This window comes from Enterobacter sp. DN, assembly GCF_046054285.1.
Classification (GTDB): Bacteria; Pseudomonadota; Gammaproteobacteria; order Enterobacterales; family Enterobacteriaceae; genus Enterobacter; species Enterobacter hormaechei_C.
The window spans coordinates 130,781-144,756 of sequence record NZ_JBJJTG010000007.1 but is presented as its reverse complement, the minus strand read 5'-3'; the positions used below and the strand labels follow the sequence as shown (position 1 = coordinate 144,756).

The 13,976-nt window shown below is 54.3% G+C and carries 15 protein-coding genes; 7 read left to right on the top strand and 8 right to left on the bottom strand.

Features of this window, described 5'->3' with window-relative positions; all coding sequences use genetic code 11:
- Positions 1 to 57 precede the first annotated feature (57 nt).
- From tyrS to anmK, 4 genes are all read right to left on the bottom strand, one after another.
- A complete protein-coding gene (gene tyrS, locus ACJTMZ_RS16945; RefSeq protein ID WP_017384594.1) occupies positions 58 to 1,332 on the bottom strand; it encodes a tyrosine--tRNA ligase in 1,275 nt (424 codons plus the stop codon).
- 125 nt (positions 1,333 to 1,457) lie between these two features.
- Positions 1,458 to 2,114 (bottom strand): pyridoxamine 5'-phosphate oxidase, encoded by a 657-nt coding sequence (gene pdxH / locus ACJTMZ_RS16940; protein WP_003857601.1) that lies wholly within the window; start codon positions 2,112 to 2,114, stop codon positions 1,458 to 1,460.
- Between the two features lie 57 nt (positions 2,115 to 2,171).
- On the bottom strand, positions 2,172 to 2,495 hold the full coding sequence (gene mliC, locus ACJTMZ_RS16935; RefSeq protein WP_015570672.1) for a C-type lysozyme inhibitor: 324 nt from the start codon (positions 2,493 to 2,495) through the stop codon (positions 2,172 to 2,174).
- A 93-nt stretch (positions 2,496 to 2,588) separates the two neighbouring features.
- Positions 2,589 to 3,713, bottom strand: a complete 1,125-nt coding sequence (gene anmK, locus ACJTMZ_RS16930; RefSeq protein WP_015570673.1) for an anhydro-N-acetylmuramic acid kinase — start codon at positions 3,711 to 3,713, stop codon at positions 2,589 to 2,591.
- A gap of 255 nt (positions 3,714 to 3,968) precedes the next feature.
- On the opposite strand from anmK, the gene slyB reads away from it, so the two are divergent.
- The gene (gene slyB, locus ACJTMZ_RS16925) at positions 3,969 to 4,436 is read left to right on the top strand and encodes an outer membrane lipoprotein SlyB (protein WP_003857604.1); all 468 of its coding nucleotides are present in this window, start codon (positions 3,969 to 3,971) and stop codon (positions 4,434 to 4,436) included.
- A gap of 192 nt (positions 4,437 to 4,628) precedes the next feature.
- Positions 4,629 to 5,993: a GGDEF domain-containing protein gene (locus tag ACJTMZ_RS16920; protein WP_017384595.1), complete on the top strand. Its 1,365-nt coding sequence runs from the start codon at positions 4,629 to 4,631 to the stop codon at positions 5,991 to 5,993.
- Positions 5,994 to 6,028: 35 nt separating this feature from the next.
- Here ACJTMZ_RS16920 and slyA read toward each other — a convergent pair whose 3' ends face one another.
- A complete protein-coding gene (gene slyA / locus ACJTMZ_RS16915; protein ID WP_006808997.1) occupies positions 6,029 to 6,469 on the bottom strand; it encodes a transcriptional regulator SlyA in 441 nt (146 codons plus the stop codon).
- 187 nt (positions 6,470 to 6,656) lie between these two features.
- Here slyA and ACJTMZ_RS16910 point away from each other — a divergent pair, with 187 nt between their 5' ends.
- The 3 genes from ACJTMZ_RS16910 to ACJTMZ_RS16900 are packed head-to-tail and all read left to right on the top strand — an operon-like array spanning position 6,657 to position 9,789.
- A complete protein-coding gene (locus ACJTMZ_RS16910; protein WP_047365633.1) occupies positions 6,657 to 6,893 on the top strand; it encodes a DUF1656 domain-containing protein in 237 nt (78 codons plus the stop codon).
- Positions 6,894 to 6,895: 2 nt separating this feature from the next.
- Positions 6,896 to 7,756 (top strand): HlyD family secretion protein, encoded by an 861-nt coding sequence (locus tag ACJTMZ_RS16905; RefSeq protein ID WP_026080710.1) that lies wholly within the window; start codon positions 6,896 to 6,898, stop codon positions 7,754 to 7,756.
- On the top strand, positions 7,756 to 9,789 hold the full coding sequence (locus tag ACJTMZ_RS16900; RefSeq protein ID WP_026080711.1) for an FUSC family protein: 2,034 nt from the start codon (positions 7,756 to 7,758) through the stop codon (positions 9,787 to 9,789). The genes ACJTMZ_RS16905 and ACJTMZ_RS16900 overlap by 1 nt, the downstream gene beginning before the upstream one ends.
- Here ACJTMZ_RS16900 and sodC read toward each other — a convergent pair.
- From sodC to ACJTMZ_RS16885, 3 genes are all read right to left on the bottom strand, one after another.
- Positions 9,768 to 10,286 carry a superoxide dismutase [Cu-Zn] SodC gene (sodC, locus tag ACJTMZ_RS16895; protein WP_015570677.1) on the bottom strand — a complete coding sequence of 173 codons (519 nt, stop codon included), beginning with the start codon at positions 10,284 to 10,286 and terminating at the stop codon, positions 9,768 to 9,770. The two genes, ACJTMZ_RS16900 and sodC, sit on opposite strands and share 22 nt — an antisense overlap.
- Before the next feature lie 81 nt (positions 10,287 to 10,367).
- A complete protein-coding gene (locus ACJTMZ_RS16890; RefSeq protein WP_015570678.1) occupies positions 10,368 to 11,264 on the bottom strand; it encodes an aldo/keto reductase family oxidoreductase in 897 nt (298 codons plus the stop codon).
- A gap of 48 nt (positions 11,265 to 11,312) precedes the next feature.
- Positions 11,313 to 11,552: a DUF1289 domain-containing protein gene (locus ACJTMZ_RS16885; RefSeq protein WP_017384600.1), complete on the bottom strand. Its 240-nt coding sequence runs from the start codon at positions 11,550 to 11,552 to the stop codon at positions 11,313 to 11,315.
- Positions 11,553 to 11,699: 147 nt separating this feature from the next.
- On the opposite strand from ACJTMZ_RS16885, the gene eptA reads away from it, so the two are divergent.
- Positions 11,700 to 13,325 carry a phosphoethanolamine transferase EptA gene (gene eptA / locus ACJTMZ_RS16880; RefSeq protein ID WP_015570680.1) on the top strand — a complete coding sequence of 542 codons (1,626 nt, stop codon included), beginning with the start codon at positions 11,700 to 11,702 and terminating at the stop codon, positions 13,323 to 13,325.
- 41 nt (positions 13,326 to 13,366) lie between these two features.
- Positions 13,367 to 13,966, top strand: a complete 600-nt coding sequence (locus ACJTMZ_RS16875) for a TetR/AcrR family transcriptional regulator (protein WP_017384602.1) — start codon at positions 13,367 to 13,369, stop codon at positions 13,964 to 13,966.
- Positions 13,967 to 13,976 lie beyond the last annotated feature (10 nt).

Genomic DNA, 13,976 nt, shown 5'->3' with positions numbered 1-13,976 from the left:
ACCAAACCCTGTCAAAACAAAAGGGGCGTGGTTTCCCACGCCCCTGCATACTTTTAATTACTTCCAGCAGACCAGGCAGTAATTTTTCTTACCGCGACGCAGCAGCGTGTAGCGACCATAGAGACGGTCGTTCTCGGTAAAGGTGTATTCCGGATCGGCCTGTTTTTCGCCATTAATGGTGATCGCGTTAGAGGCGATGGTTTTACGCGCCTGACCGCGAGACGGCTGGAGCTCGGAGTCCACCAGCGCCTGCATCAGATCGGCGCCTTTTTCCATCTCAACCATCGGCACGCCATCCTGCGCCAGCTGTTCGAAATCCGCTTCGCTTAAATCGCTCAGGGTTCCGTTGAACAGGCTAGCCGTAATGCGCTTCGCCGCCGCCAGACCTTCTTCGCCGTGAACCAGTTTAGTCACTTCGTCCGCCAGCACGTACTGGGCGCGTGGTGCTTTACCGCTGTTCTTGTCTTCTTCTTCCAGCGCATTGATTTCTTCGATATCCATAAAGGTGAAGAACTTCAGGAAGCGATAAACGTCGGCATCCGCCGTGTTGATCCAGAACTGGTAGAACTTGTACGGGCTGGTTTTCTTCGGATCCAGCCATACCGCGCCGCCTTCGGTCTTACCGAACTTGGTACCGTCGGCTTTGGTGATCAACGGCACGGTCAGACCAAACACCTGATTCTGGTGGAGGCGACGGGTCAGATCGATACCGGAGGTGATGTTACCCCACTGGTCGGAACCGCCAATTTGCAGAGAGACGCCGTGCAGTTTGTTCAGGCAGGCGAAGTCATACCCCTGCAACAGGTTATAGGAGAACTCCGTGAAAGAGATACCCTGATCGTCACGGTTAAGACGCTGCTTTACTGCTTCTTTGTTAATCATCTGGTTAACAGAGAAGTGTTTGCCGATGTCACGCAGGAACGTCAGCACGTTCATGCCACCAAACCAGTCGTAGTTGTTCGCCGCAATCGCAGAGTTGTCACCGCAGTCGAAATCCAGGAACGGTGCAACCTGTTTACGGATCTTATCCACCCACTCCTGCACGGTGTCTTCGGTGTTCAGCTTACGCTCAGCGGCTTTGAAACTTGGGTCGCCAATCAGACCGGTCGCGCCGCCAACCAGTGCGACAGGCTTATGGCCGGCCATCTGGAAGCGTTTCAGGCATAACAATGGAACAAGATGCCCCAAATGCAAGCTGTCAGCGGTGGGATCGAAGCCGCAATAGAGCGCGATCGGGCCTTGCGCCAGTCGCTCTGCTAACGCTTCCTCGTCCGTCACCTGGGCCACGAGGCCCCGCTCTTGCAATTGTTTAATCAAGTTACTGCTTGCCATCAAATTCTCCATGTATAAACGACTGCACCTTTGCCGGTACACGACTTTTCGCCTGATGCGAAAGGACCATAGAATAAAGCGCCAGCGCGGTGTGCGCTAGCGCTTAAATCAACAAATTTTGGGGATTACGGGGCCAGTCTGTCGATTTTCCAGCCACCGTTGTCGCGCTGGTATAAAAAGCGGTCGTGCAGGCGGTGTTCACCGCCCTGCCAGAATTCCATCTGCTCAATGGGGATGCGGAACCCGCCCCAGAAACTCGGCAGCGGTACTTCACCCTGCTGAAACTTCTGTTTGAGTTCGAGGAATTTACTTTCCAGCACACCGCGGGCTGAGATTCGGCTGGACTGTTTAGAGACCCAGGCGCCGATCTGACTGTCGCGCGGGCGACTGTGGAAATATTTTACCACTTCGAGCGTAGAGAGGCGCTCCGCCTTGCCGGTGACCATCACCTGGCGCTCCAGCATATGCCACGGGAAGAGCAGGCTAATACGCGGATTATTTTCAAGGTGATGCGCTTTACGACTGCCAAGATTGGTGTAGAACACCAGCCCTTTCTCGTCATAATGCTTGAGAAGAACGATGCGTTGATACGGCTGACCATTTTCATCAACCGTGGCAACGACCATTGCCGTCGGGTCAGCCAGTTTCGCTTCGCAGGCCTGCTTCAGCCAGCGTTCAAAAAGCACCAGCGGTTCGGCGGGAAGATCCTGGCGGCGCAGACCGCCTTTGGTGTATTCACGGCGCAGATGCGCAATTTGCTGTAGTTCGTCGTTATCTGACATGGCGTTAGCTGAAAGTGAGATTGGGTGGCGCTATTGTGCGCGCCCCCTTCAAAAATCTCAACGCTTCGGATTTTCAAGCTGACAATTGTTCAGCACAATGCGGTCACGCTTGTAGACGGTGGCGCTGTCGCCTTTCGACCAGAAGACGTAGATCCCGTCTGAGTAGCGCGCACCGGAGGCCGACATTCCCTGCTTCAGCGTTAACAACTTATTGTCATAAACAAAGCTGGCTTCCTGATGCGGGTTGTTCAGCTTCACCGTCAGCGGTTTTTCATCACAACGATATTCCAGCGTATCGGTTTGCATACGCTCAACGAACTGGTTATAGACGCTGCATCCGGTCATAAGAAAAGGTACAGCAATGAGAAGAAGTTTTTTCATGGGCAGATTCCGAAGACTATCCTGGTCCTGGAGGGCCTAACCGCCCTCCTGTTTTTCCCTATTTTACGGGTTACGCCTCCCGCTGAATTTCAGTTAACTCTGATTATGGCGCGGGTTTGCGGGGAAAATGGCCCCAAGGACGCTCGCCTCCCGCGCACCGGTTACGGAGGGTAAATTCCCCGGCAGACCGGCAACCGTACGCCAGGCAAGCCAGGCGAAGGCCAGCGCTTCCATATCGTCTCCGCTGATCCCGGCTTCATCAGTGGTCGTGACTTCGGTGCCTGGCAGCAAGGCGGCGAGGCGTGCCATCACCAGCGGGTTGCGGCTTCCGCCTCCGCATACCAGCAAGCGCTCACATCCGCCGCTCAGCAACACCTGTTCAGAAATCGACACCGCGGTGAGCTCCGTCAGCGTAGCCTGCACATCCTGAGGCGCAAGGCCGGGGAAGCGCGCCAGCTGACGTTCAAGCCAGCCGTAGTTGAAATATTCCCGCCCCGTGCTTTTCGGCGCGGGCAGAGCAAAGAAAGGATCGCTTAACAGGGTTTGCAGCAAGGGAAGGATCACTTTCCCCTGGCTGGCCCACTGCGCGTCTTTGTCGTAGGCTTTGCCGCTCTGACGCCAGATCCAGGCATCCATCAGCATATTACCGGGTCCGGTATCGTACCCCCGCACGGGCTGCCCGGGAATAAGCATCGACAGGTTGGCGATCCCGCCGATGTTCAGGACCATCCTGCGCTCTACCGGGTGCGCCAGCAGCGCCTGATGAAATGCCGGAACCAGCGGCGCCCCCTGCCCGCCGAGGGCCATATCGCGACGACGGAAATCACCCACCACCGTCACGCCGGTTTTTGCCACAATCTGGTTGTTATCGCCAATTTGCATCGTGTGCGGCGCCTCGCCGACAGGTTCATGCCAGACGGTCTGCCCATGGCAACCTATTGCCACGATATCCTGCGGGTGGAGTCTTTCCTGCTGCATCAGGGCCAGTACCGCCTCAGCAAACAGCGCCCCCAGACGCACATCCAGTTGGCCCAGTTGGGAAAGCGTCAGCTGTTGTCCCTGGCAGATGTTCAGGATCTCTTCTTTTAACGAGACAGGAATAGGCCAGGTCAGGCTTGCCTGCTGCGCCACCATGTTTTCATCAATGGCGGCCAGAACGACATCCACACCGTCAAGACTGGTACCAGACATCACACCGATATAGCGACCCGATTTCATGCGCTTTCCTTACGTTACATGGGCTAAGTGCAAACACTCCATCATAAATAACGCGGCTTTGCTATGCGGTGATAATATTTTTTAACAATCTCAGACCTGTAGCACAGACGGTTTTTGTTTATGTCCCGTTAAGCCCTGCTGAAGTAAAATTTATCTATTCGGCATGCAAAGATATGAACTGTGGTCAGGAATGCCATATAATTTAGCCATAACGGATGCCCCAACCGGGCGTTTTTTGGTGAACAGGAGAGTCAAATGATTTTACGTGTACTGGGCGTTTCGCTGATTGGTTTAACACTGGCGGGTTGTGTGAATGACAGTTCACTCTCCGGCGACGTATATAGTGCTTCTGAAGCTAAACAGGTACAGAACGTGACATACGGTACTATCGTTAATGCCCGTCCTGTTCAGATTCAGGGTGGCGATGACACGAACGTGGTGGGCGCAATCGGTGGTGCTGTGCTGGGTGGTTTCCTGGGTAATACCATTGGCGGCGGCACCGGACGTTCTCTGGCTACCGCAGCGGGCGCAGTTGCAGGCGGCGTAGCGGGTCAGGGCGTTCAGGGTGCGATGAACAAAACTCAGGGCGTTGAGCTGGAAATCCGTAAAGACGATGGCAGCACCATTATGGTTGTGCAGAAACAGGGTAACACCCGCTTCTCTGCTGGCCAGCGTGTTGTACTGGCAAGCAACGGCAGCCAGGTTACCGTCTCCCCGCGCTAATATCCTGATGGATGTGGTCTGTTCAGACCGCATCCATTTAACAAAATCATCGTCTCCAACAATATATTTGCACAATACATTCACACGGTGAATTATTCATTTCATCTATTTTTGTCCGTGCGCAAAGTATTTTTTATTTCCCTCACTTAAACTCTTCGCAATCTCTTTTCTTTTTTAATTTTTAAATTCTCTATGCTTGCGATCTGTCGATTTGTAAAGAACCGCTTTGTGGCCTTCGCGCTTGGATGCATTGTTATCATTGCCGTATTACAAGCTTTTTTTATAAAACTTGTTGAATGGGTTCCTTCGTTTTCACCTTTGTTTTTCCCTACGCTGACGATATTTCTTCTGGTGTTTCATCTGTTTATTGCCTGTTTTATGGCAATGAAATACTGGTGCGACAGAAGGCGATTATATCTTGTTCCCATTGCCCTGGCCTTTGCCGGCTCAGCGTTATTGATGGTGGGGACTCTGTCCAGCTTCCCGGCCTGGCTTGATCTCTATCAGTTCAACGTGGCGAACTATAATGACGCCATGATTTTCTATATGTTCCGCCACTTTTTAATGGCGGTGCTGATAATCATCTCGGCATTGCTGTATACCCTGCGTACGTCCGCTCTCTCACGAAGCACCCACATCGGTATCGTTGTCGGCGCCTCGCTCTTTACGGGCAGTATGCTTGGGCTGGCATTGTTCTATTCCAGCCATTCAACCCTGCTCACACTGGACCTGGTAGACAATGAAACCCGACAGTTTATGGTTCTCTGGAGCCAGGCGATTAATATTATTTTGATCGTCCTGTGGGTAGTAACGTTAATCACCCTGATGGCCATTACCCGCGTGAGAAATTTGTTTTGGGTCGGCGGCAATTTTTTATGCGTCTGTTATATCGTCACCCTGCTCATGCTATTGTTAGGCGGACACGCTGAAGATATTTCATGGTACCGGGCACGGTTATTCGAAACTGTCGCTACATTAATCATTATCTTCATCTTACTTTCCGATGTATTTAATTTGTATCGTGACTCGCATGTAAAATATCAGCAGTCTTATCAAAACTCGATCCGCGATCCCCTCACCCGTCTGTATAATCGTAGCTATTTCTATGATTCATTAAACCACGCGCTGAGTACAGCAACCCTGGCGCACCCGGTATCGGTGATCGTGAGCGATCTTGACCGTTTCAAACGCATTAACGACTGCTACGGCCATTTGCAGGGGGATAAGGTTTTACAGTTTGTCTCAAACCTGTTGACCGATTCAGTGCGACCGCAGGATATCGCAGCGCGGATCGGCGGCGAAGAATTTGTGCTCATGCTGACAAATACCCCTTCCGATCTTGCGCAACAGGTTGCCGAACGCATACGTCTCAAATTGAGCGGTTTCGACAACGTTAGCAGCGGCGGTTATCTCCCGGAACCGATAACTATCAGTATGGGGGTATTCACCGCCACCTCGCCGGAGACCAGCGCTGAAACCTGTGTGGAAAGCGCGGATAAAGCCATGTACGAGGCAAAAGAGACGGGCCGCAACCGGGTGGTGGTGTTCAGAACATGACAGAGGCCTTGCACCAGCAAGGCCTGTGAATAATGTCAGTCGCGCGACTGTAAATCGTGGATGTTTTGCTCAAGACGGGCGATGAGTCCGATCAGCATTTCCAGCTCAGCGGGGGAAATACCGGCCAGGATCTCCCCTCGCGTTTTACTGATGACGGTTTCCATCTCAGTGATAATCGGGGCCGCTTTTTCCGTCAATTTGATCCGCTTGGCGCGACGGTCGCTGGCGCAGGTTTGTCGGGAGATGAGTCCCTTCTCTTCCAGCTGGTCAAGGGTACGCACCAGAGACGGCTGCTCAATTCCAATCGCTTTTGCCAGTTGGATCTGTGACTGATCGGGCGGGAGCTGATGAATGTTATGCAGCGTAACCCAGTGCGTCTGCGTAAGTTCCAGAGGTTTCAGGCGATGGTCAATCAGAGCACGCCAGATGCGTACCAACCTTGCCAGATCAGAACCTAATGGCGATTCCAATTTCATCTCCTTATAATTAGCTTGCTAAGTGATTATAGTGATTTTAGAATAGTTTGCAGTATTTGTATTGCCAAAACAAATGCAATCACGGTATTCATCATTCCTTAAAGGATGATTTACACTGAATGGTAATGCGCCATCGCATTGAAATCTGCCAATGTGGCCCTCATTCCACCGCAAAGGATCGCTGCTTGTGACGTTGTTTTCCTTCTCCGCAGGGTTGCCCCTCCAGGATTTGATTGTTGGCGCATCGGTCTACTTTCCGCCACTGTTTAAAGCCGTGATGGTCGGTTTTGTAATCTGGCTCATTACGCATCGTCTGCTGCGCGACTGGATGTATTCTGGTGAAATCTGGCACCCGATGTTAATGGATCTCTCCCTATTTACCCTCTCCGTCTGTCTTGGCCTTGCCGTGTTAACCGTGTGGTGAGAATAGCATTGAAAACGTTAAAATATTTTTCCACTCTTTTCGTTTTAGCGCTGGCGGTGATGGCCGGCTGGTGGCTCTGGAATTATTACATGCAGTCGCCCTGGACGCGTGACGGCAAGATCCGCGCGGAACAGGTCAGCATCACGCCACAGGTGTCCGGCAGTATCAGCGCGCTTCTGGTGAAGGACAACCAGTACGTTCATGCGGGCGATGTGCTATTCCGTATCGATGAGACCCCTTTCCACATTGCGGTGCTTAATGCCCAGGCGCAGCTCGCAAAAGCTCAATCAGATCTGGCAAAAGCCAATAACGAAGCCGAACGCCGCCGCCATCTGTCGAGAAATTACATCTCTGCGGAAGATCTCGATACCGCCAATATCAATGTAAAAGCCATGCAGGCCAGCCTGAAGGTTGCAGAGGCAACGCTGAAACAGGCCGAGTGGCAACTGACCCAGACCGTGGTCAAAGCCCCGGTGGATGGATGGATCACGAGCCTGTCTACCCGTGTGGGTGATTACGCCACCACAGGCCAGCCGGTCTTCGCCCTGGTCGATAGCCACTCTTTCTATGTTGTAGGTTATTTTGAAGAGACCAAGCTGCGCCATATCCGCGAGGGTGCGCCTGCCCGGATCACGCTTTACAGCGGCGCAGAAACGTTACAGGGTCACGTTAGCAGCATAGGTCGGGCAATATACGATCAGAGCGTGGAAACCGATTCTGGCCTGGTGCCTGACATCAAACCCAACGTCCCGTGGGTGCGCCTGGCTCAGCGGGTGCCTGTTCGCGTCGAGTTTGATCAGCTGCCGAAAGACATTACCCTGGTCTCTGGCACAACCTGCACCGTCGCCATCGGATCGCGATGATGAACCTGGGGGCTTTCTCCTGGCGCAATACGCCGTGGATAAAAGCGACACGGCCGCAGTGGCGTTACGCGCTGCGCAACGGCATCGCCATGTGCCTTGCGCTTACGGTTGCCTATTATCTGAATCTGGATGAGCCTTACTGGGCGATGACCTCTGCGGCGGTCGTCAGCTTCCCTACCGTCGGGGGCGTTATCAGTAAAAGCCTCGGGCGCGTGGCGGGTAGCCTGCTGGGGGCAACCGCCGCACTGCTTCTTGCCGGCCATACCCTGAACGATCCCTGGCTCTTTCTGTTAAGCATGTCGGCATGGCTGGGGCTGTGTACCTGGGCCTGCGCCCATTTTACCAATAACGTTGCCTATGCGTTTCAGCTGGCGGGTTACACCGCGGCCATTATCGCCTTTCCGGTCGTCAACGTGCTGGACACCACCGAGCTGTGGGATATCGCCCAGGCACGCGTGTGTGAAGTGATGGTCGGCATTCTGTGCGGGGGCGTCATGATGATGATCCTGCCCAGTACCTCAGATGGCACTACGCTTATCACCGCCCTTAAAACGATGCACGCACGTTTGCTGGAACATGCCAGCCTGCTCTGGCAGCCTGACAGCAGCGATGACATCCGCCTCGCGCACGAAAAGGTCATCGGCCAGATCCTGACCATGAACCTGTTGCGCATCCAGGCTTTCTGGAGCCACTACCGTTTTCGTCGCCAGAACACGCTTCTGAACTATTTACTGCACCAGCAATTGCGGATGACGAGCGCGATCTCAAGCCTTCGCCGGATGTTGCTGAACTGGCCTGCACCGCCAGCCCATACCCGGGAGATTATCGAGGCGCTGCTCGCCGCTCTTGCGCGTCCGGATGCCGATATCTATACCGTGGCCCGCATTATCGCGCCGCTCGCCCCAACGGATGAATATGACTACAGGCACCGTGCCTTCTGGCAGCGTCTGAACTATTTCTGCCGCCTGTATCTGCGCAGCAGCCGCTGGTTAAAAGCCGTCGAGAATGCCACGCCCGTCACCGAATTTTCCGTTCCCGGTAGTCCTGCTCTGGCGCGCCATACCGACGCAATGGAGGCGCTGTGGAGCGGTTTTCGTACGTTTTGTGCGTTGACGGCCGTGGGCGCATGGGCCATCACCACGCAATGGGATGCGGGCAGTGCGGCCCTGACGCTTGCGGCAATCAGCTGCGTGCTCTATTCCGTCGCCGCTTCCCCCTTTAATTCCCTGACGCTTCTGCTGCGTACGCTGGTACTGCTGTCGCTATTCAGCTTCGTGGTGAAATTTGGTTTGATGGTGCAGATAACCGACCTCTGGCAATTTCTGCTGTTTCTCTTCCCGCTATTAACCACCATGCAGTTGCTCAAACTGCAAATGCCTAAACTGGCCGGTCTGTGGGGTCAGTTGATTGTTTTTATGGGCTCATTTATCTCTGTAACGAATCCACCGGTTTACGATTACGCTGATTTTCTCAACGACAACCTGGCGAAGATCCTCGGCGTGGGGCTGGCGTGGCTGGCTTTCGCTGTGCTACGCCCGGGCTCGGACGCGCGTAAAAGCCGCAGGCATATTCGGGAGTTGCGCAGGGGTTTTGTCGATCAGCTGAGCCGCAGGCCGCATCTGCGCGAAAGCGAGTATGAATCCCTGGTTTACCATCATGTCAGCCAGCTGAACAACAGCCAGGATTCACTCTCCCGTCGCTGGCTGCTGCGCTGGGGCGTGGTGCTGTTAAACTGTTCGCACGTGGTGTGGCAACTGCGCGCCTGGGAGACGCGTTCCGATCCGCTGTCGCAGGTCCGTGATAACTGTATTTCCATGCTCCGAGATGTGATGAGCGAGCGCGGGGTGCAGCAGCGCCCCCTGAGCGTCACGCTCGCCGAGCTTCAGCGTATTTGCGACGCGCTGGCGCACCATCATCAGCCTGCGGCCCGCGATCTGGCGTCCATTATCTGGCGGCTGCACTGCTCCCTGTCACAGCTTGAACAGGCGCCGCCACCCGGAACGATTGGCGATCAGATCACCCCGCAGGCATAGCGCGCCCCGCCGCCGCCAAGCGGTTTAGGCTGATCGGACATGTTATCGCCGCCCACGTGGACCATCAGCGCCTTGCCTTTGACCTCGTCAAGCTTTTTAAGTCGTGGCGCCACAACCGGATCGGTGGCTTTACCATCGTTATTTACCACCAGCACCGGCAGATCGCCGAGGTGCCCCATCCCTTCCGGGCCTTCATGCTTACCGGAGTTGTGCGGGTCGAGATGCCCCCCTGCGGCTTCCGCAGCTGTTGGTTTCCCCTCTTTCATCGCGGGTTGACAGCTGCCTTTGGCATGAACGTGAAAACCATGTTCGCCGGGTGGAAGAGCCTTGAGATCGGGAGCAAATTCCAGCCCTTTATCGGTTTCGGTGATTTTCACCGTCCCGATGGACTGGCCTACCCCCTGAGAAGTGACGAGATTCATTTCAACGTCCTCGCTGGCTGCATGCGCACCTGCGCAAACAACCAGCGTGACCATTGCCAGAGCAAAACGCTTCATAAGACCTCCACGGGTTATTTTTTGCACCTTAAGTCTATACCAGCGGCGCAGATTTCACCGGAAAGTCAGGTTCAGGCGTGCTCAGGGTACGTCGTAGCCCAGCGCCGCCTTGCGGATGCGGAACCACTGCTGACGCGTCATATCCAGCTCCTCAGCCACAAGCGCAGCGCGGACGCGCTCAATTTTGCCGGAGCCAATAATTGGCAGCGGTTTAGACGGCAGGCGCAGGATCCAGGCGTAAACCACCTGCTCGATACTCTCCGCATTCAGTTCGCGCGCCACCGTTTCAAGCTCGTTACGCAGCGGCTGGAATGCCTCATCGTTAAACAGGCGACCGCCTCCCAGACAGGACCATGCCATTGGACGGATGCGCAGCTGTTGCAGTTGGTCGAGCGTGCCATCCAGCAGCAGCGGCTGATGAACAGGCGAGATCTCCACCTGATTCGTCGCCAGCGTAAACGGCAGGCGAGACTGCAATAGCGCAAACTGTGCCGGGGTGAAGTTAGACACGCCAAAATGGCGCACTTTGCCGCTCTGGTGAAGCGTCAGGAAGGCTTCCGCGACCTCATCCGCATCCATCAACGGATCGGGTCGGTGGATCAGCAGCAGGTCGATACGATCGGTGGCCAGGTTAATCAGTGACTGCTCGGCGCTTTTAACGATATGCGCGCTGTCAGTGATGTAATGCCCAAGCGCATGCTCCGGTTTTGCTGTGGTGGCAATACCGCATTTGGTCACAATCTCCATACGTTCACGCAGCGCCGGCGCACGCTTCAGCGCTTCGCCAAAGGCAGCCTCGCATTGATAGCCGCCATAAATATCAGCGTGATCGACGGTGGTGATCCCGAGATCGAGATGCTCTTCTATAAAGTCCGCCAGCTGGACCGGAGACATATTCCAGTCCATAAGGCGCCAGTAGCCCATAACAAATCGGGAGAATTCCGGGCCCTGCGGGGCAAGGGTAATACGCTGAACCATAACATTTTCCTCAAGGAAGTCATGTCACCAGTATACGCAATTACCCTGCTAAAACAGTGAAGGTTGCTGAGGTTCTTCGCTTTCAACCGCTTTGTTTGCACGAATTTTACGCAGCAGACGCTGTCGACAGAGCCGTAAGACCTCCTGCTTTTGCGCGTCGCTGAAATTTTGCCAGTTAAAACGTTCATCGCGCGTGCGCATGCAGCCACGACAGTATCCTCGTTCATCTACCTGGCAAATACCCCGGCACGGGCTCTGGACAGGGAAAAACTCCAGTTGCTCTGCCACACCTACCTCCAGAACGTCATTATTCCCTACAGTGAAGACCCTAAATGGCTTGCATGCAAGGATGTGCGCCACAAACAGAGCATTAAGGTTTCGCTAATCTTCCCTTCTTATACTCGCCGCATTGATATAACGAATGGTCTGGTCATCATGTGGTTCACTAAAAAGTTACACTGTAACGATATAAAATTTACTCTGGGCTGTGCACTTTTCTTCACCGTACTGAATGCATTGTTTATCCAGCGCAGCTGGTCAATCATTGCGCCTGCACATCTGCACGATCTCCTGTTTGCTGCCAGCGTGCCGCTGGTGCTGTTCTGCGGCTGGGTGATTGTCTTCAGCCTGCTGAATATTCCCTTTATTCGCAAGCCGCTCATGATTGTCCTGACCCTGGGATGCGCCGCCGCAACCTGGTTTATGTATACCTATGGCACGGTTATCGATCAGAACATGATTGTGAACGTGTTCGAAACTAATTCCCAGGAAGCGACTGCCCTGGTGACGCCGCAGATGATCCTGTGGCTGGTCGTTGCGGGTCTGGTTCCATCGATTATTTTAGCCCTGACGCGCATTCGCACCGGAAAATGGTGGTATGCCCTCCTGACGCGTGTCGCCGCTATGCTGGGTGCGCTGCTGGTGATCATCCTGGTCGCGGCGGTGTTTTATAAAGACTATGCTTCTCTGTTCCGCAATAACAAAAGCATCGTCAAAATGGTTACCCCGGCGAATTACGTGAGCGCCGTGGTGAAATACAGCAAAATGCGCTGGTTTGCCGGCGACCAGACGCTGGTCCGCATTGGCGAGGATGCTCATAAAGGCGCGCTGATTTCCAGCCAACGCAAGAAAACCGTGCTGATTGTGGTGGTGGGCGAAGCCTCCCGCGCCGCAAACTACTCGTTAAATGGTTACCCGCGTGAAACCAACCCCGAGCTGAAAAAGCAGGATGTCATCAACTTCCCCCAGGCCTCCTCCTGTGGCACGGAAACCGCCGTTTCCGTCCCCTGCATGTTCTCCGGCATGACGCGGAAAAAATATGACGCGGACCTCGCCCATCACCAGGAAGGTCTGCTCGATGTACTTAACCATGCCGGTTTCAACCTGCTGTGGCGCGACAACGACGGCGGGTGTAAAGGCGCCTGCGACCGCGTGCCGCACACGGACATGACCCAGTGGAAACTGGATCAGTTCTGTAAGGACAAATCCTGTATCGACGACGTCAACCTCTACCGTCTGGACAACGTACTGGATGGAATAAAGCAGGATACGGTTCTGGTTATTCATCTGATGGGCAGCCACGGTCCGGCCTACTACAACCGTTATCCGGACAGCTTTCGCAAGTTCACCCCAACCTGCGATACCAATGAAATTCAGGATTGCGATCATCAGTCGCTGATCAATACCTATGACAACTCGATTTTGTATACCGACAGCGTGGTCAGCCGAACCATCGACGCGCTAAAAGCCCGGCAGGCCAACATGAACACGGCGCTCATTTACCTCTCCGATCACGGTGAATCGCTGGGTGAAAGCGGAATTTACCTGCACGGTACGCCGTATATGCTGGCCCCGGAGCAGCAAACGCATATTCCGTTTATGTTCTGGCTCTCCCCGGATTATGCGAAAAACTTCGGCGTAAACACGGTTTGCCTGCGTGACCATGCCGCAAAAGAGGCGGTTTCACAGGACAATTTATTCGCCACCGTTCTGGGCATGATGGACGTGAAATCAGCGGTTTATCAACCGCAGCTGGATATTCTGTCGCAATGTCGTCGCTAAGCGTGCTTGCATTAGACCGAACGGTCTATTAGAGTAAGGGCATGAGCAGACACACTGAACACGATACACGAGAACATTTGCTGGCTACCGGCGAGCGCCTTTGCATGCATCGCGGGTTTACCGGTATGGGGCTGAGCGAGTTGTTAAAAACCGCTGAAGTACCTAAGGGATCGTTTTATCACTATTTTCGATCCAAAGAGGCGTTCGGCGTTGCCATGCTGGAGCGGCACTACGCCAGCTACCATCAGCGCCTGGCAACCCACTTCGCCAGCGGTGAAGGTGACTACCGGGATCGTGTTCTGAACTACTATCAGGAAACGCTGACGCAGTTCTGTCAGCAGGGCATCATCAGCGGCTGCCTGACGGTAAAACTGTCTGCCGAAGTGTGCGATCTCTCCGAAGATATGCGCACCGCAATGGATAAAGGGGCCAGCGGCGTTATTGCCCTGTTGGCTCAGGCGCTGGAGAGCGGGCGCAATGAAAAAACGCTCTCCTTCTCCGGCGATCCGCTCACGCAGGCACAGGTGCTCTATTCCCTCTGGTTAGGCGCCAACCTGCAAGCAAAAATGTCTCGCAGCGCCGTGCCGCTCGAAAGCGCGCTGGCGCATGTGAAAAACTGTATTACCGCGCCTGGCGTGTAGCCGGCGTTTT